The following is an 18,622-nucleotide window of genomic DNA, read 5'->3' on the forward strand; positions in this document are numbered from 1 at the left end:
AATGGGAAGAGAAATCTATAGAATATTAAAAAATCAGGTGTGCAATGAAAATCGCAGTGTTTGGAACCACCTTACACGCTGGTGTAATGGCAGCATTACTAGCTGAATATGGCAATCAGATTTATTGGTGCACAAGTGTCACCTGCGAAGAAAATATTTCTGTACTTTCCTATCAAGATCAAGAAGTTAATAACTATTTAAATAAACAAAGAAGATCGGGTTTTCTACAAGAAAGTCCTTTTTCTGCTATTCCTCTTGATGTTGAGGTTTATTTATTCTGTTTTAGCCCTACACAAATTCAGCTTGCTTTAAATACAGTTGAGAAGTTAAGTCAACGTCCTATTGTTCATCCTCGTTTAATGGTAAATGGTTCTACATTTGGCTTGCATGGAACTGATCAGTTAAAACAATATTTACCAAAAGACGAGTGGGTCTATTTCCCTGATGTAATACAAGAGGGGAATGCCATTAATAGCGTATTGAATGTAAAGCATGTCATTGTTGGTGTTGAGTCCAATTATGCACGGGATACAATGCAAGAGTTGTTACGCCCATTTTTTCGTTTTAGTTATCAATACTTATTTATGCCGATCTTGGATGCTGAGTTTACTAAACTGAGTATTTCTGGCATGTTGGCGACCCGCATTAGTTATATGAATGACTTAGCTATGGTGGCAGAGAAACTCGGTATTGATATCGCCAATGTAAAGCATGGTATTGCGGCTGATACACGTATTGGTGCGGCTTACTTGTCCGCTGGAGTTGGTTTTGGTGGTGAAAATTTTTCGCATGATATTTTAACCCTTTCGAGTACTGTTTCTGAAACTGGGGCGAAAAGTCGACTGTTAGAGCAGGTATGGGCGATTAACGAACAACAAAAAGAAATTTTATTCCGTAAGCTGTGGAATTATTATCATTGTAATTTGAATGGTAAAACCGTGGCTATTTGGGGTGCATCCTTCAAAGAAAATACCTCAAGCATACATAATTCGCCTATTCATATTTTATTAGCTGCATTGTGGGCGCAAGGTGTAACAGTACGTTTACATGATCCTCAAGCATTAGATGAAATTGCCGCTACATATGGTGACCGTAAGGATTTAGTACTGTGTACTGATCAATATGAGGCTGCTCGAGACGCACATGCCTTATGTTTGGTTACCGCATGGAAACAGTACTGGAGTCCTGACTTTAAGCAGTTACAACAATTGATGCAACATCCTTTAATTTTGGATGGGCGTAATATTTATGACCCAGCATATGTAAAGGCTAAGGGCTTTGCTTATGAAGGAGTAGGTCGTTTATGAGTAAATCTATCGAGAAATTTCCTAAAGAGTTGGTTTCACCTTTACTAAAATTACAGTTAATGGGTGAGAAAAATTCAAAGTTACACATAAAAGAATTGTTCGCTTCAGAACCAGATCGCTTTCAACAATATTCTATAAAATTTGATCCATTAGTTTTTGATTATAGTAAGCATCGTGTGACTAAAGACATTTTGGAACAATTGACTGCTCTTGCGAAAACTAAACAATTAAATCAATGGATTGAACGTCTTTTTTCACAAGACAAAGTAAATTGTACAGAGCAACGTGCAGCAATGCATTGGGCACTACGCTTGCCAGCTGACTATTCGAAGTTTCCGGAATTAACAGCACAAGTCCATAGCCAGTTACAACGTATGTATGCTTTAGTAGAAAAGATTCATGCTGGTCAATATCGTGGTGCAACCGGTGAAGTGATTCAAGATGTTGTGAACATTGGTGTGGGTGGTTCTGATTTAGGGCCACAAATGGTCACGCATGCGTTGTCAGATTTTAAAGTGAAAACAGCTAAACCTTTAAATGTTCACTTTGTATCGACCATGGATGGTAGTCAGTTGTCGGAGTTACTCCACCAACTTCGTCCAGAAACAACCCTATTTATTATTTCTTCAAAATCTTTTGGAACGATTGATACTTTATCAAATGCCCAAACAGTACGACAGTGGCTTGAAAAGACTTTAGGAAAACATGCTCGAGTTTTAAAAAGTCATTTTGTTGGCGTATCTACAAAAGCGGATAAAATGACTGAATGGGGAATTGCCCCAGAAAATCAATTACTGCTTTGGGACTGGGTAGGTGGTCGTTACTCATTGTGGTCATGCATTGGGTTACCTATTGCGTTGAGTATCGGGGTTGAAGGTTTTCAGCAACTCTTAGCTGGTGCTCATGCAGTAGATGAACATTTTCAAAATACAAGTTATGAGCAAAATATTCCTGTTTTAATGGGATTATTAGGCGTTTGGAATAATAATTTTTTAAATATTCAAACTCATGCCGTATTGCCTTATGATGGCCGATTAAAGTATTTCGCTGCTTATTTACAGCAGCTTGAAATGGAATCTAATGGTAAATCGGTACAACGTGACGGTCAAAAAGTCGAACTCGATACATGCCCAATTGTATGGGGTGAAGTTGGACCAAATGCTCAACATGCCTTCTATCAGTTATTACACCAAGGAACTCAAGCAGTCAGCTGTGATTTTATTGCGCCAGTCCAACGCTATAACGCTGACCATTTTACCTATGTTGAAAATGCAGAGGCTTTAGTCGAGCAGCATCATCTTGCATTATCAAATTGTTTGGCCCAATCAAGATTATTGGCCTTTGGTAATGACGCTTTAGACTCAACTGAATTGGAAAAACTGCCGATTTACAAGCAATATGAAGGTAACCAACCGAGTTCAACCCTATTATTGAAAGAGTTGAATCCATATAGTTTGGGAATGTTAATTGCTTTATATGAGCATAAAGTTTTTGTGCAGTCTGTAATTTGGAATATTAACCCGTTTGATCAATGGGGTGTCGAAAAAGGCAAACAGATTGCTGATCAGCTATTACCTATTTTAAATGGGGTTCAAAATGATCTTTCATCATTAGATGCCTCAACACGTGGATTAATTAAAATATTATTAGGAAAAGTAGATGGCTAAAATCCTAGTTACTGGTGGTGCTGGTTATATTGGTTCACACACCTGTGTAGAGCTTTTAAATGCTGGCCATGAAGTTATTGTTTTTGACAATCTATCAAACAGTTCTGAAGAGTCATTAACGAGAGTCCAAGATATCACACAAAAGAGTTTGGCTTTTGTTCAGGGCGATATTCGTAATGCAAATGAACTTGATCGCGTGTTTCAGGATCATGCAATTGATGCGGTAATTCACTTCGCAGGTTTAAAAGCAGTAGGTGAAAGTCAGGAAAAACCGCTGATTTATTTTGATAATAATATTGCTGGTAGTATTCAACTCGTTAAGTCGATGGAAAAGGCAGGTGTCTATACGCTTGTGTTTAGTTCCTCTGCGACAGTATATGACGAGGCCAATATATCTCCATTAAACGAAGATATGCCAACAGGTATGCCAAGTAATAACTATGGCTATACTAAACTGATTGTTGAGCAATTATTACAAAAGTTGTCAGCATCTAATCCAGAGTGGTCAATTGCATTACTACGCTATTTTAACCCAGTTGGTGCACATAAGAGTGGCCGTATTGGTGAAGATCCACAAGGTATTCCAAATAATTTAATGCCATATGTGACTCAAGTTGCTGTGGGACGCCGTGAGAAGCTATCTATTTATGGTAACGACTACAATACTGTAGATGGGACTGGGGTACGTGACTATATCCATGTAGTCGATTTAGCGAATGCACATTTATGTGCTCTAAATAATCGATTAGAAGCGACAGGTTGCAGGCCATGGAATATTGGTACAGGTAATGGTTCATCAGTTTTGCAAGTTAAAAATACATTTGAGCAAGTTAATGGTGTGCCTGTTGCTTTTGAGTTTGCACCACGTCGAGCTGGCGATGTAGCAACATCTTTTGCCGATAACGCTCGTGCAGTTGCTGAGCTAGGTTGGCAACCACAATATGATTTAGAAGATATGCTTAAGGATAGCTGGAATTGGCAGAAGCAGAATCCTACAGGGTATAAATAAGTAAATAAAAAAAAGGAGCAAATCGCTCCTTTTTTTTATTGTTGATTAGTTCTGAATCAATCCAGTTAACTCATCTACATAATGTTGCATTGGCTGAGCTTGGCGGTCTGCACGGCTTTCAATGTTGAGACGTAGTAAAGGTTCAGTGTTTGAAGCACGGACATTAAAGCGCCATGCACCAAAGTCTAGACTTACACCATCAGTACGGTCAATTTGTGGATTTTGCTCGGCATAGAAATCGAAAATCTTTTGAATGGTGATCTGTGTATCAGCCACTTTAAAGTTGATTTCACCACTGCAAGGAAACTTGGTAATCATATTTTCAACTAGGGTTGAAAGAGATTGTCCTGTTTCAGAGAGTAGGGCAACGGTGAGTAACCAAGGAATCATGCCGCTGTCGCAGTAAGCAAAGTCACGGAAATAGTGATGGGCACTCATTTCACCGCCATATACAGCATTGTGTTCACGCATAACGTCTTTAATAAATGCATGGCCAGATTTTGACTGGACGGCAACACCTTTGTATTCTTCTATGATATCAAATGTGTTCCACACTAAACGTGGGTCGTGCACAATTTTCTCACCTGATTGCTTAATCAAGAAAGCTTGAGCCAATAGACCAACAATATAGTAACCTTCAATGAACTGACCTTTTTCATCAAACAAGAAACAGCGGTCGAAGTCGCCGTCCCAGGCAATTCCCATATCCGCTTTATGCTCAATTACAGCATTACGGGTACTGTCCCGATTTTCAATTAAAATTGGGTTAGGGATGCCATTTGGGAAAGTACCATCTGCTTCATGGTGAATTTTAATAAATTCAACAGGCACGTTAAGCGCTTTAAATTTTTCTTCAATAGCATCAATGACATGACCAGCTGCACCATTACCCGCGTTTACCACTAACTTTAATGGACGGATTTTTGCAGGTTCAATATAAGTCAGTAGATGGTCAACGAACTCAGGCAAAATGTTATAGCTTTGAGTTATACCTTTTTGACTAACTTCTTCAAAGTTATTGGTCTCTGCTAAAGCCTGAATTTCTTTTAAACCAGTATCGGCACTAATTGGACGAGCGTTTTCTCGAACCAATTTCATACCGTTATAATCCATTGGGTTATGACTTGCAGTAACTTCGATACCACCTTGTACATCTAAATGGAAAGCGGCGAAGTAAACTTCTTCAGTACCCGTCATGCCTAAATCAAGCACATTCACTCCCGCATCATTTAACCCGCGGATGGTCGCTTGTTTTAAAGCCTCACTGCTTAGACGAATATCACAACCTACAACCACAGTCTTTGGTTTATAGATTTGTCCGTAAGCGCGGCCAATTTTATAGGCGATTTCTTCATTCAATTCGGTGCCGAGTTTGCCTCGGATATCATAAGCTTTAAAACACGTTAAAGTAGTCATTATTCAATTCAATACATGTGGTTTGAGTTGTGTGCACATTATACATAGATCATGAAACAGGTATGTTTATAGTTTTTATATTCAAATTTTCCACTTCATTTTTGTAGTTCATATCTAAATTTATAAGAAAGATTTTTACGACTTTAGTCTAATAAATAAATTTATAAATTAGAAATTTCTTGATTTTACTTGGCACTATTGGTCTTACCAATTGTGATGGTTATTTAATGATTGATCTTACTAATATCTGCATTTATGATGTCTCCTCTGGTTTAAGGAACAACATTTGCACTTAATTTTTAATTGGTAATACCAATTGTGTTGAATGTTTAAGAATTTAAGGTACAAAAATTCGCCCCGGCATTTCAAGGAGATGACAATGCTCAATATGTGGCAACAACTTTATGACCCTTTAAATAATATTTGGCTGTCCAGTGCGGTTGCATTAATCCCGATTATTTTCTTCTTTTTGGCATTGGCTGTTTTTCGTTTAAAAGGCAGTATCGCGGGTACGGGCACAGTCATTATTGCATTATTGATTGCTCTCTTTTTCTATCAAATGCCGGGTCAAATGGCCTTTGCGTCAATCATTTACGGTTTCTTCTACGGTCTATGGCCAATTTCATGGATCATTATTGGGGCAGTTTTTCTATACAAAATTTCGGTAAAAACAGGTCAGTTTGAAATTATTCGTTCAAGCATTTTGTCGATTACCGAAGACCAGCGTCTGCAAATGCTATTGGTTGGTTTTGCATTTGGTACTTTCCTTGAAGGGGCGGCGGGTTTTGGTGCTCCTGTAGCAATTACCGCTGCACTGCTTGTCGGTTTAGGGTTTAAACCACTTTACGCTGCTGGTTTATGTTTAATTGTAAATACAGCGCCAGTGGCATTTGGTGCAATGGGTATTCCAATTATTGTGGCGGGGCAGGTTTCCGGTGTAGACACTATGGAAATTAGCCAAATGGTTGGCCGTCAGTTGCCATTTTTAGTCATTATTGTGCTGTTCTGGATCATGGCGATTATGGATGGCTGGCGTGGTGTTAAGGAAACTTGGCCTGCGGTATTGGTCGGTGGTGGCGCTTTTGCGATTGCCCAATATCTTACATCTAACTTTATTGGCCCTGAGTTACCAGACATTACCGCAGCAATTGCTTCATTGGTGAGCTTAACTTTATTGTTTCGGGTTTGGAAACCAAAACATATTTTCCGTTTTGAACCTGAAGTGGGTCAGACTTTGACTCAGCAACCTACTACGGTTCAACGTTATAGCATTAGCAAAATTGTAAAGGCATGGTCTCCATTTGCCATCTTAACGGTGATGGTCACCATCTGGAGTGTTAAGCCATTTAAAGCATTATTTGCAAAAGATGGTGCTCTTGAGCACTGGATTTTTAAATTAGAAGTACCGTATTTGCATAAATTGGTCGAAAAAATGCCGCCAATTGTGGCAGAGATGAAGCCATACGAAGCGATTTATAAGTTTGACTGGTTCTCTGCAACAGGTACTGCAATTTTTATTGCTGCAATCATCACTGCTATTTTCTTAAAAATGAAAGCAAGTGAAGCTGTAACGACCTTTGGTGAAACACTCAATGAGCTGAAAACACCGATTTATTCAATTGGTATGGTGTTGGCATTTGCTTTTATTGCGAACTATTCAGGTTTATCTGCAACATTGGCTTTGGCTCTATCGCATACGGGTCATGCGTTTACTTTCTTCTCACCATTTTTGGGCTGGCTTGGTGTATTCCTTACGGGTTCAGATACCTCTTCAAACGCTTTGTTCTCGGCTCTACAGGCGACCACAGCGCAGCAAATTGGTATTCCCGAAGTGTTATTGGTGGCTGCTAATACCAGTGGTGGCGTAACAGGGAAGATGATTTCTCCGCAGTCGATTGCCATTGCTTGTGCAGCGGTGGGCTTAGTTGGAAAAGAGTCTGACTTGTTCCGTTTCACGGTAAAACATAGCATCATATTCACTGTCTTTGTTGGCATCATTATTACGGTTCAGGCTTATCTGGTGCCGTGGATGATTCCATAACTCCAGTGAAGGAAACGCGATGAGAATCTCCGATCAAGTGGTCATGAAATTGCAGGCATTAATTGAAGAGCGGCACATGAAAAAAGGTGACCGCTTGCCAGCCGAGCGCCAGCTTGCAACTAGCTTAGGGGTTTCTCGTCCGTCTTTGCGTGAGGCAATTCAACAGCTCAATAGTCAAGGAGTGCTCAGTAGTCGCCGCGGCGATGGGACTTATATTCAGCAGTTACCTGAACAGTGGCCACAGCAACTGATTGTGAACCCGATTAGCAACCTGATTGAAGAAGATCCACTCTACCGTTTTGATGTGCAAGAGGCGCGGTTATTGCTTGAGGGTGGCACGGCATGGTATGCCGCATTACGTTCAACGCCTGAAGATCGCGCCAAAATCCGTCATTATTTTAATGAAATTGGTCGCCATCAAAATGCGGGTGACTCAGCACAGGCTGCGGTGGCAGATGCTGAGTTCCACTTAGCGATTGCTGAAGCATCTCACAATGTGGTGCTGATTCAAATGATGCGTAGCCTGTTTGATTTGCTGCAATACAACGTCTTGTTGGGACGTAAAAAAGTTTATAACGACCCCGTAAATGGTGACTTGCTCAGCGAGCAGCATTTTCAGGTGATGGATGCTATTGATCGTAAAGATCCCGAGGCCGCACGCCAAGCTGTCTGCGGTCATATTGAATTTGTGATTAATCATGTGCGTTCTCTGGATGAAGACGAAGCTCGCCAGAAACGTGCAAATCGTTTAAATAGAGTTGATTCAAAATGATTATTTCTTCTGGCAATGATTATCGTGCTGCGGCACAACGTCGCTTACCTCCATTTTTATTTCATTACATTGATGGTGGAGCGTATTCGGAATATACCTTAAAGCGTAACGTACAAGATTTGTCAGAAATTGCATTGCGTCAACGTGTGCTCAATGACATGTCCGCGTTGAGTTTAGAGACAAAACTGTTTAATGAAACGCTGTCGATGCCAGTTGCCTTGGCACCTGTAGGTTTAACAGGTATGTATGCACGCCGTGGTGAAGTGCAGGCAGCGATGGCAGCCGACAAGAAGGGCATTCCATTTACACTTTCAACGGTTTCAGTGTGTCCGATTGAAGAAGTTGCACCTGCAATTAATCGTCCAATGTGGTTTCAGCTTTATGTATTACGTGACCGTGGATTTATGCGTAATGCTTTGGAACGTGCAAAAGTAGCTGGTTGTTCAACACTTGTATTTACTGTAGATATGCCTGTACCGGGTGCGCGTTACCGTGATGCCCATTCGGGGATGAGTGGACCAAATGCTGTGATGCGCCGTTATATGCAGTCTATGTTTCATCCGCATTGGTCATGGAATGTCGGTTTAATGGGCCGTCCGCACGACTTGGGAAATATCTCTAAATATTTAGGTAAACCGACAGGTCTTGAAGACTATATTGGCTGGTTAGGTTCGAACTTTGACCCATCGATTTCCTGGAAAGACCTTGAGTGGATCCGTGAGTTTTGGGATGGCCCAATGGTCATTAAAGGTATTTTAGACCCTGAAGATGCCAAAGATGCTGTACGTTTTGGTGCAGATGGGATTGTGGTATCGAATCACGGTGGTCGTCAGTTAGATGGTGTAATGTCGTCTGCTCGTGCGTTGCCTGCAATTGCCGATGCCGTTAAAGGTGACTTAGCGATTTTGGCTGACTCAGGCATTCGTAATGGTCTAGATGTGGTGCGTATGTTGGCGCTCGGTGCCGATACGGTTTTACTTGGCCGTGCATTTGTTTATGCCTTGGCAGCAGCAGGTGGGCAAGGGGTTTCAAACTTGCTTGATTTGATTGATAAAGAAATGCGTGTTGCGATGACGCTTACGGGTGCTAAGTCGATTTCGGATATTAATGCGGATTGTTTAGTGCAAGCGATGAAACAAGGTTTTTAAGAAATAACTTTTTAAGTGAAGCAATAAGCACAGCCTCAGAATTTGGTGATTTGCTAATGTTTTACATATAGGCATTTGTCACTTTTGAAAGGTCAAAAGTAACCAAAAACCTTTTGTTGAGCAAACCGTACTTCCTTGTACAGTTGCTCAACAGGCGGCATCCCTGCCGCCAACCACGATAGTAAATATAGGGCTGATTCGAATTAGAGAATGAGCTAATTAAATTATAAATTACAAACGGTAAGATCCCGTCGTGTTGGTCTAATTTTATAAATGGATGACCAAAAGGAAACCATCATGCAAACATTTTCTCCTCAAGCAGTGATCGAACGCTTACAAAATATTGTAGGGCGTTCTTATGTTTTGACCGATGACCAAAGTACGCGTCAATATCGTCAAGGTCGTCGTTTTGGTGAGGGGAAAGTACTTGCTGTGGTGGTGCCGGGTACCTTGCTAAAGCAATGGCAGGTCTTGCAGGCAGCAATTGAGGCAGATTGTATTGTCATTATGCAAGCAGCAAATACAGGACTCACTGGTGGTTCGACCCCGTATGGCGATGATTATGACCGTCCTGTGTTGGTCATGAGTACGCGCCGATTAAAGGGCATACAAGTTATTCATGATGGTAAGCAAGTGATTTGTTTACCGGGTGCGACCTTAGATAATTTAGAGCAAATTTTAAAAGGCTATGATCGTGAACCTCATTCGGTGATTGGTTCATCTTGTATTGGTGCTTCGGTACTCGGTGGTGTATGTAATAACTCTGGTGGTGCCTTGGTACGCCGTGGTCCCGCGTATACTGAACTAGCATTATATGCTCAAGTGAATGCTACTGGTCAGTTAGAACTAGTGAACCATTTAGGGGTGAATTTAGGTTCGACTCCTGAAGAAATTTTGACTCGTTTAGAGAAGCAGCAATATCAAGCCGTAGATATTTTAGATGACAGTGAAAAGCAGGCATCGGACCATCGCTATGCGCACGACGTGACTCAGGTCGATGAAGATACGCCTGCTCGTTTTAATGCAGACCCGTCACGATTGTTTGAAGCATCAGGTTCGGCAGGTAAAGTTTGTGTGTTTGCGGTACGCCTTGATACTTATGAAAAAGTAGAGAGCAATGTCTTTTATATAGGTACTAATGATGCCGATGATTTAACTGCCATTCGCCGTTACTTACTGACCTCTTTGCCAAGCCTGCCGATTGCAGGCGAATATATTCACCGAGATGCTTACCTGATTGGTGAGAAGTACGGAAAAGACACGTTCTTATTTATTGAAAAGTTTGGTACAGCCAATGTTCCAAAAGCTTTCGCGATGAAAGATAAAGTCGATGGCTTCTTGGAACGATTTAAAATCAAAGGCTTAACGGATCATATTTTACAAGCGATTACCTTCTTTTTACCGAGTCATTTACCTAAGCGTATGACCGAATATCGAGATCGTTATGAGCATCATTTAGTGCTGCGTGTTGAAAATAATTCAAAAGCTCAGACCGAGCAGTTTTTAAAAGAATATTTTGCAGTGCATCAGTCAGGTCACTATTTCGTATGTAGCGAAGAGGAAGGCCGAAAGGCTTTCTTACACCGTTTTGCGATTGCAGGGGCGGCAATTCGTTATCGTGATACACACCGTAGTGAAGTTGAAGATATTGTGGCGCTTGATATTGCGTTACGTCGTAATGACCGCGAATGGGTAGAGCAACTGCCAACCGAAATGGAAAATAAAATCATCCATAAACTCTATTATGGGCATTTCTTTTGTCATGTGTTCCATCAGGACTATATTCTTAAAAAGGGCCATGACCCTTTAGAAATGGAACATCAAATGTGGAAGTTGTTGGACGCGCGCCGTGCTGAATATCCAGCAGAACATAATGTCGGGCATCTTTACATTGCCAAACCTGCATTGGCCAATTTCTATCAAAAACTCGACCCAACCAATAGTTTTAATGTAGGGATTGGGCATACCTCAAAACTGAAATATTGGGGCAAAGCTAAATCTTAATATCGATACATAAAAAAAGGCGCCGAAGCGCCTTTTTTTATAGATGTATTATGCCGCTTCTGTTGATTTAGCAAGCACTTCTGCAACTGCTTTAGCAACAGTGTAAACATTGTTCATGTTTAAGCCTGCTACACAAATACGGCCACTACGTACTAAGTAGATTGCATATTCTTCACGTAAGATATCAACTTGCTCAGCAGTTAGACCTGTGTAGCTGAACATACCTTTTTGGTTTACAAGGTAGCTAAAGTCACGGTCTGGTAATGCTTTAGTAAGTTCATCTTTCAAGATGCTACGCATTTTAATAATACGCTCACGCATCTCTTTCACTTCACCTTGCCATTGTTGGTTAAGTTCAGCGTCATTTAACACTTCATCAACTAACCAAGCACCTGTTGTAGGAGGGCTAGAGTAAATACGACGTACAGTCGCTTTTAACTGACCGAATGTGCACTGAGCAGCTTCTGCATCGTCACATACGAAAGTTAAGCCGCCAACGCGCTCGCCATATAAAGAGAAGATTTTAGAGAACGAGTTGCTCACAATGAAGTTTAGACCCGCTTGGTCTAAAGCACGGATTGCATACGCATCTTCTTCCATACCGTCACCAAAACCTTGGTAAGCGATGTCTAGGAATGGAATAAGGTTACGGTCTTTTAATATTGCAATTACTTGATCCCATTGCGCTGGGTTTAAGTCAGCACCAGTTGGGTTATGGCAGCATGGGTGCAATAACACAATGCTTTGCTCAGGCAAAGTTTTAAGTGTGGACAACATACCGTCAAAATCTACACCACGAGTTTCGTTGTCGAAATATGGGTAGAAATGAGTTTTGATGCCAGCGCCATTGAAAATCGCAACGTGGTTATCCCAAGTTGGTTGGCTTACCCAAACGTCTGAATTTGGGAAATAAGTTTTTAAGAAATCTGCACCAACTTTTAATGCACCTGAACCACCAAGTGTTTGGATGGTTACAGCACGGCCAGCTTTAACTGCTGGGCTGTTTGCACCAAATAAAAGTGCTTGAATTGCTTCACGGTAAGGTTTGAAGCCTTCCATTGGCAAATAAAGTTTGGTTTTACCGTTCTTAGGCTCAATACGCTTTTGCGCCTCGATAATGGTCTCTAACTGAGGAACAATGCTGTCTTCGTTATAATAAAGACCAATACTCAAGTTTACTTTTTCAGAACGAGTATCAGCATTGAACTGTTCCATTAAAGAGAGAATTGGATCGCCTGCGTATGGGGGGATATGTTGAAACATCAAAAAAGTCCTTTCATTCAACAATATGCATAGTGCTCGGTTTTTTCTGTCTCGAAAAATACGCCACAACTATGTCGATGCTCAATAATGTATCAATAAAGCTACCGTGAAGCACCAGATAATTTCACTAATATCGATATTTTCTGGATGAAAATGATAAAAAGATTTAAAAGAAATTACGGTAAATAGATACTAATTTATAACTCATGCTTTCATTCAAGCAGATTGTCTACAATCTTGCTGTAATACATTGGTTGTAGACTAAAGTTTGAAACAAAAGTTTAATGACTAAAAAGTAACTAAGAAAGAGTCATAAAACTATAGACAAATTGACATTAAATTATTGTTTTATAAATATTAACTGGCAAGTGGTTTAATGCTTTAAATATAAGGTGATATAAGCGGTCAGGCTATAAAAATTGACCTGATGCGTTCTGTAAAGTGTCAACAATCACCTTGATTTTTTTCATTCATACCGCTATAAAACTCATAATTGATTAAAAATTGTCGACAATATGCAAGATTTGACCTTCGCACCAGAGCCACTACAAAGTCAGGGAAGAACACTGACCGAGAATGTATTTAAACAAATACAGACGGCGATTGTTTTGGGTCAAATTCCGGCAGGTAGCAAGATTTCTGAGCCTGAGCTGGCACGCACTTATGGCATTAGTCGTGGGCCTTTGCGTGAAGCGATTCATCGCCTTGAAGGTCAACGTTTGGTTGAGCGTACTGCACATGTGGGCGCGCGCGTGGTTTCGCTTTCACTGCAACAGTTTAAAGAGCTTTACCAGATTCGTGCGTCATTAGAAGGTTTAGCTTGCAAACTTGCGGCACAGCATATTGATAAAAAGCAAATTTTGGCGCTACGTGATGTATTACGTATGCATGCCGAAGATGAAAACTTTAAAGCAGGTAAAGGATATTACTTGCAAGAAGGGCAGGACGATTTTCACTACTGCATTATCAAAAGTAGTGGCAATAAAACCCTAGAAAAAATGCTATGTGATGAGCTTTATCACCTCATCCGCATGTACCGAATTCAATTTTCAAACACACCCGATCGACCTAGCAAAGCTTGGGACGAACATATCCGTATTTTAGATGCAATTGCAGAAGGTGATGGTGAACTTGCCGAGCTGCTCATGCATCGACATATCAATGCTTCTTACAAAATTATTGAGCAAACACTGCTACAAGCACAAGGAGAACATAACAATGGCTAAACAATCCGCAGGTCAGCTATTTCGCGATGCAGTAGCCCAAGAAAAGCCATTACAAGTGGTTGGAACCATCAATGCCAATCATGCACTTTTGGCAAAACGTGCAGGTTATAAAGCGATTTACTTATCAGGTGGTGGTGTAGCCGCTGGTTCTTTAGGCTTACCTGATTTGGGAATCAGTAACCTTGATGATGTGTTGACAGATGTACGCCGTATTACCGATGTATGTGATCTTCCATTATTGGTCGATGCGGACACAGGTTTTGGTGCTTCTGCATTTAACATTGCCCGAACTACAAAAGCACTTATCAAGTTTGGTGCTGCGGCAATGCACATTGAAGACCAAGTGGGTGCAAAACGTTGTGGTCACCGTCCGAACAAAGCCATTGTGACTCAAGAAGAAATGGTTGACCGTATTAAGGCTGCGGTTGATGCGCGTGGTGATGACAGCTTCGTGATTATGGCTCGTACCGACGCATTGGCAGTAGATGGCTTACAAGCTGCAATTGACCGTGCGGGTGCCTACATCGAAGCGGGCGCAGACATGTTGTTCCCTGAAGCAATTACTGAGCTTGATATGTACAAGCAATTTGCTCAGAAGACAGGCGCACCGATTTTGGCAAACATTACCGAATTTGGTTCTACACCACTGTTTACCACTGAAGAGTTAGCATCTGCCGATGTAAGCCTTGCGCTTTATCCGCTTTCTGCTTTCCGTGCCATGAACAAAGCAGCCGAAACTGTGTATGAAACCTTACGTAAAGAAGGCACGCAAAAGAACGTGATTGATATTATGCAAACGCGTAAAGAGTTATATGAACGTATTAACTACTATGCGTTTGAAGACTACTTAGACAACGCATTTGCTAAAAAGAAATAAGAAGTAAAACACGGTACATATGCCGTGTTTCCCAAATAATTTAAATAGATAGGAAAGGACAATCTTATGAGCTCAAATGAAACAACAACAGGCTTCAAACCAAAAAAATCAGTTGCACTTAGCGGACAAGTTGCAGGCAACACAGCACTTTGTACCGTAGGACGTAGCGGTAACGACTTGCACTATCGTGGCTATGACATTCTTGACCTTGCAGCGGGTAGCCAGTTTGAAGAAGTTGCTCACTTGCTCGTACATGGCAAATTACCAAACAAAGCTGAACTCAAAGCCTATAAAGCAAAATTAAAAGCACTTCGTGGCTTACCAGCAGCACTTAAAACTGCACTTGAACAATTACCACCTTCTGCACACCCAATGGATGTGATGCGTACAGGTGTTTCAGTGCTTGGTTGCTTAACGCCAGAACACGAAGACCATAACGAAGCTGGTGCAAAAGACATTGCTGACAAATTAATGGCAAGCCTAGGTTCAATGCTGCTTTATTGGTACCACTTCAGCAACAACGGTCGTCGTATTGAAGTTGAAACTGATGACGACTCAATTGCAGCGCATTTCTTACATTTGCTTCATGGCGAAAAACCATCTGAAGAATGGATTCAAGCAATGCATACCTCTCTGATTTTGTATGCTGAGCATGAGTTCAACGCGTCTACATTTACGTCACGTGTGGTTGCAGGTACAGGTTCTGACATGTACTCGGCAATTACAGGTGGTATTGGTGCACTTCGCGGACCTAAGCACGGTGGTGCAAACGAAGTTGCATTCGTGATTCAACAACGTTACGACAACGCAGACGAAGCAGAAGCTGACATCCGTAAACGTGTTGAAAATAAAGAAGTTGTGATCGGTTTTGGTCACCCTGTATATACAGTTTCTGACCCACGTAACGAAGTCATCAAGAAAGTTGCACATGACTTAGCGCAAGCACAAGAGAACACCAAAATGTACCTCATTGCTGAGCGTTTAGAAGCAGTGATGAAAGAAGTGAAAAACATGTTCCCGAACCTCGACTGGTTCAGTGCGGTGAGCTACCACTTAATGGGTGTTCCAACTGCAATGTTCACACCATTATTCGTAATTGCACGTACAGCAGGTTGGTCAGCGCACGTGATTGAACAACGCCAAGACGGCAAAATCATTCGTCCAAGCGCGAACTACACAGGCCCTGAAAATCTTGAATTTAAACCATTGGCGGAGCGTGGTTAATGAACACTAAATACCGTAAGCCGCTGGCAGGCACCCAGCTTGAATATTACGACGTGCGTCAAGCCGTTGAAGATATTCAGCCAGGCGCATACGAAAAACTGCCTTACACCTCTAAAGTACTTGCAGAGCAATTGGTACGCCGTGCCGATGCCGAGAATTTAACTGCTTATTTAACGCAGTTAATTGAGCGCCGTCAGGACTTGGACTTTCCTTGGTATCCTGCGCGCGTAGTGTGTCATGACATCCTAGGTCAAACTGCATTGGTTGACCTTGCAGGCTTGCGTGATGCGATTGCAGACAAAGGCGGTGACCCATCTAAAGTTAACCCAGTTGTGCCGACTCAGCTCATTGTCGACCACTCTTTAGCAGTGGAATACGGTGGTGCTGACCCAGACGCTTTTGCAAAAAACCGTGCTGTCGAAGACCGTCGTAACGAAGACCGTTTCCACTTTATTGAGTGGACCAAAACAGCATTTAAAAATGTCGATGTGATCCCTGCGGGGAACGGCATTATGCACCAGATTAACCTAGAGAAAATGTCTCCAGTGATTCAGGCGCGTGATGGCGTAACATTCCCAGACACTTGCGTAGGTACAGACTCACACACACCACATACAGACGCTTTGGGCGTAATTTCTGTGGGTGTTGGTGGCTTAGAAGCTGAAAACGTAATGTTGGGCCGTGCATCTTGGATGCGTCTGCCAGACATTATTGGTGTTGAGTTTGTAGGTCAGCGTCAGGCAGGCATTACTGCAACAGATATCGTGTTGGCTCTAACTGAATTCTTGCGTAAAGAGCGCGTAGTGGGTGCATACCTTGAGTTCTTTGGTGAAGGTGCTGACAGCATGTCTGTGGGCGACCGTGCAACCATTTCGAACATGACTCCAGAATATGGCGCTACGGCTGCGATGTTCTACATCGACCAAAACACAATCGACTACTTACGCCTAACAGGCCGTGAAGATGCTCAAGTGGCATTGGTTGAACAGTACGCAAAAGAAATTGGCCTTTGGGCTTCTGACATGACCAAAGCAGAGTACCCACGCGTACTTCGTTTTGACCTATCGACAGTCACACGTAACATTGCTGGTCCATCAAACCCACATGCACGTGTTTCAACTGCGGATCTAAAAGAAAAAGGCATTGCAGGTGTTGTTGAAAACCGTTCTGACGGCTTAATGCCAGATGGCGCAATCATTATTGCTGCAATTACTTCATGTACCAACACATCTAACCCACGTAACACTGTGGCGGCAGGTTTGTTGGCACGTAAGGCAAATGAGCTTGGTTTGGTTCGTAAACCTTGGGTGAAATCATCATTTGCACCGGGTTCAAAAGCGGCTGCACTTTACCTCGAAGAAGCTGGCGTACTTAAAGACTTAGAACAACTTGGTTTTGGTATTGTGGCTTACGCTTGTACAACGTGTAACGGTATGTCAGGTGCGTTAGATCCGGTCATCCAACAAGAAATTATTGACCGTGACTTGTACGCAACAGCAGTACTCTCTGGTAACCGTAACTTCGATGGCCGTATCCATCCATATGCAAAACAGGCGTTCTTGGCATCTCCACCACTTGTCGTGGCGTATGCAATCGCGGGCACGATTCGTTTTGACATCGAAAAAGATGCGTTAGGTCATGACAAAGACGGTAACCCGATTTACCTCAAAGACATCTGGCCATCTGACGCTGAAATTGATGCATTAGTAAAAGAAGCCGTGAAGCCTGAACAGTTCCGTAAAGTCTACATTCCAATGTTTGACTTGGGCGAAGTTGAACAAGCGAAGAGCCCACTTTACGACTGGCGTCCGCAAAGTACTTACATCCGCCGTCCACCATATTGGGAAGGGGCGTTGGCTGCACCACGTACTTTAGCGAACATGCGTCCGCTTGCGATTTTGGGTGACAACATCACTACCGACCACTTGTCGCCTTCAAATGCGATTTTGATGGACTCGGCTGCGGGTGAATACCTTCACAAAATGGGCGTACCAGAAGAAGACTTCAACTCATACGCAACGCACCGTGGTGACCATTTGACTGCACAGCGTGCAACATTTGCCAACCCGAAACTGTATAACGAAATGGTAGTTCGTTCAGACGGTACCATTAAGCAAGGTTCAAAAGCGCGTGTAGAGCCAGAAGGCGAAGTGATGCGTATGTGGGAAGCGATTGAAACCTACATGAACCGTAAGCAACCGTTAATTATTATCGCGGGTGCTGACTACGGTCAGGGTTCAAGCCGTGACTGGGCTGCAAAAGGTGTACGCCTTGCAGGTGTTGAAGCGATTGTGGCAGAAGGTTTTGAGCGTATTCACCGTACCAACTTGGTGGGTATGGGCGTGTTACCACTTGAGTTTAAACCAGGTGTAAACCGCAAGACTCTAAAGCTAGATGGTACAGAACTTTACAGCGTGATTGGTAATATTGCGCCGCGTTCGACTTTAACTTTAGTGATTGAGCGTGCTACAGCGGATGGTAAAGAAGAGATTCTTGAAGTACCTGTGACCTGCCGTTTAGATACAGAAGAAGAAGTTTCTGTATATGAAGCGGGCGGTGTATTACAGCGTTTTGCGCAAGACTTTTTAGAAGGCCAAGTGGCTTGATTAAATAGTAAAAAGTAGATTGATTTTTGTACAATAAAGCCATATTTTAAATATGGCTTTAT

At 42.1% G+C, this 18,622-nt stretch carries 13 protein-coding genes and 1 pseudogene; 11 read left to right on the top strand and 3 right to left on the bottom strand.

Features of this window, described 5'->3' with window-relative positions:
* Nucleotides 1-44: 44 nt before the first annotated feature.
* The 3 genes from ACXM0J_RS12330 to galE are packed head-to-tail and all read left to right on the top strand — an operon-like array spanning nucleotide 45 to nucleotide 3,983.
* Nucleotides 45-1,307, top strand: coding sequence for a nucleotide sugar dehydrogenase (locus tag ACXM0J_RS12330; RefSeq protein WP_479750558.1), 1,263 nt, complete (start codon nucleotides 45-47; stop codon nucleotides 1,305-1,307).
* Nucleotides 1,304-2,974: a glucose-6-phosphate isomerase gene (gene pgi, locus ACXM0J_RS12335; RefSeq protein ID WP_479750559.1), complete on the top strand. Its 1,671-nt coding sequence runs from the start codon at nucleotides 1,304-1,306 to the stop codon at nucleotides 2,972-2,974. Before ACXM0J_RS12330 ends, pgi begins: the two co-directional genes overlap by 4 nt.
* The gene (gene galE / locus ACXM0J_RS12340) at nucleotides 2,967-3,983 is read left to right on the top strand and encodes a UDP-glucose 4-epimerase GalE (protein WP_086266126.1); all 1,017 of its coding nucleotides are present in this window, start codon (nucleotides 2,967-2,969) and stop codon (nucleotides 3,981-3,983) included. Before pgi ends, galE begins: the two co-directional genes overlap by 8 nt.
* Before the next feature lie 45 nt (nucleotides 3,984-4,028).
* Here galE and ACXM0J_RS12345 read toward each other — a convergent pair whose 3' ends face one another.
* Complete coding sequence (locus tag ACXM0J_RS12345) at nucleotides 4,029-5,399, bottom strand: phosphohexomutase domain-containing protein (protein ID WP_086266127.1); 1,371 nt, start codon at nucleotides 5,397-5,399, stop codon at nucleotides 4,029-4,031.
* 373 nt (nucleotides 5,400-5,772) lie between these two features.
* Between ACXM0J_RS12345 and lldP the strand changes: the two genes are divergently transcribed.
* From lldP to dld, 4 genes are all read left to right on the top strand, one after another.
* Nucleotides 5,773-7,440 carry an L-lactate permease gene (gene lldP, locus ACXM0J_RS12350; RefSeq protein WP_171265352.1) on the top strand — a complete coding sequence of 556 codons (1,668 nt, stop codon included), beginning with the start codon at nucleotides 5,773-5,775 and terminating at the stop codon, nucleotides 7,438-7,440.
* A 19-nt stretch (nucleotides 7,441-7,459) separates the two neighbouring features.
* The gene (lldR, locus tag ACXM0J_RS12355; RefSeq protein WP_086266129.1) at nucleotides 7,460-8,212 is read left to right on the top strand and encodes a transcriptional regulator LldR; all 753 of its coding nucleotides are present in this window, start codon (nucleotides 7,460-7,462) and stop codon (nucleotides 8,210-8,212) included.
* Nucleotides 8,209-9,360, top strand: coding sequence for an FMN-dependent L-lactate dehydrogenase LldD (gene lldD, locus ACXM0J_RS12360; RefSeq protein ID WP_086266130.1), 1,152 nt, complete (start codon nucleotides 8,209-8,211; stop codon nucleotides 9,358-9,360). Before lldR ends, lldD begins: the two co-directional genes overlap by 4 nt.
* 297 nt (nucleotides 9,361-9,657) lie before the next feature.
* Nucleotides 9,658-11,364 carry a D-lactate dehydrogenase gene (gene dld, locus ACXM0J_RS12365; protein ID WP_213034472.1) on the top strand — a complete coding sequence of 569 codons (1,707 nt, stop codon included), beginning with the start codon at nucleotides 9,658-9,660 and terminating at the stop codon, nucleotides 11,362-11,364.
* A 48-nt stretch (nucleotides 11,365-11,412) separates the two neighbouring features.
* Here dld and ACXM0J_RS12370 read toward each other — a convergent pair whose 3' ends face one another.
* Nucleotides 11,413-12,627: an amino acid aminotransferase gene (locus ACXM0J_RS12370; protein ID WP_086266132.1), complete on the bottom strand. Its 1,215-nt coding sequence runs from the start codon at nucleotides 12,625-12,627 to the stop codon at nucleotides 11,413-11,415.
* Nucleotides 12,628-12,962: 335 nt separating this feature from the next.
* Nucleotides 12,963-13,097: pseudogene (locus ACXM0J_RS12375) on the bottom strand (hypothetical protein).
* A 45-nt stretch (nucleotides 13,098-13,142) separates the two neighbouring features.
* Between ACXM0J_RS12375 and ACXM0J_RS12380 the strand changes: the two are divergent.
* From ACXM0J_RS12380 to acnD, 4 genes are all read left to right on the top strand, one after another.
* Nucleotides 13,143-13,853, top strand: a complete 711-nt coding sequence (locus tag ACXM0J_RS12380) for a GntR family transcriptional regulator (protein ID WP_001153627.1) — start codon at nucleotides 13,143-13,145, stop codon at nucleotides 13,851-13,853.
* A complete protein-coding gene (prpB, locus tag ACXM0J_RS12385) occupies nucleotides 13,846-14,730 on the top strand; it encodes a methylisocitrate lyase (RefSeq protein WP_005071840.1) in 885 nt (294 codons plus the stop codon). The genes ACXM0J_RS12380 and prpB overlap by 8 nt, the downstream gene beginning before the upstream one ends.
* A 66-nt stretch (nucleotides 14,731-14,796) precedes the next feature.
* Nucleotides 14,797-15,954 (top strand): bifunctional 2-methylcitrate synthase/citrate synthase, encoded by a 1,158-nt coding sequence (prpC, locus tag ACXM0J_RS12390; RefSeq protein ID WP_002120737.1) that lies wholly within the window; start codon nucleotides 14,797-14,799, stop codon nucleotides 15,952-15,954.
* Entirely contained in the window at nucleotides 15,954-18,560 is a 2,607-nt protein-coding gene (acnD, locus tag ACXM0J_RS12395) for a Fe/S-dependent 2-methylisocitrate dehydratase AcnD (RefSeq protein WP_086266133.1), read from the top strand. Before prpC ends, acnD begins: the two co-directional genes overlap by 1 nt.
* Nucleotides 18,561-18,622: the final 62 nt, after the last annotated feature.

Source organism: Acinetobacter sp. GRABPA_MV_2 (assembly GCF_056725885.1).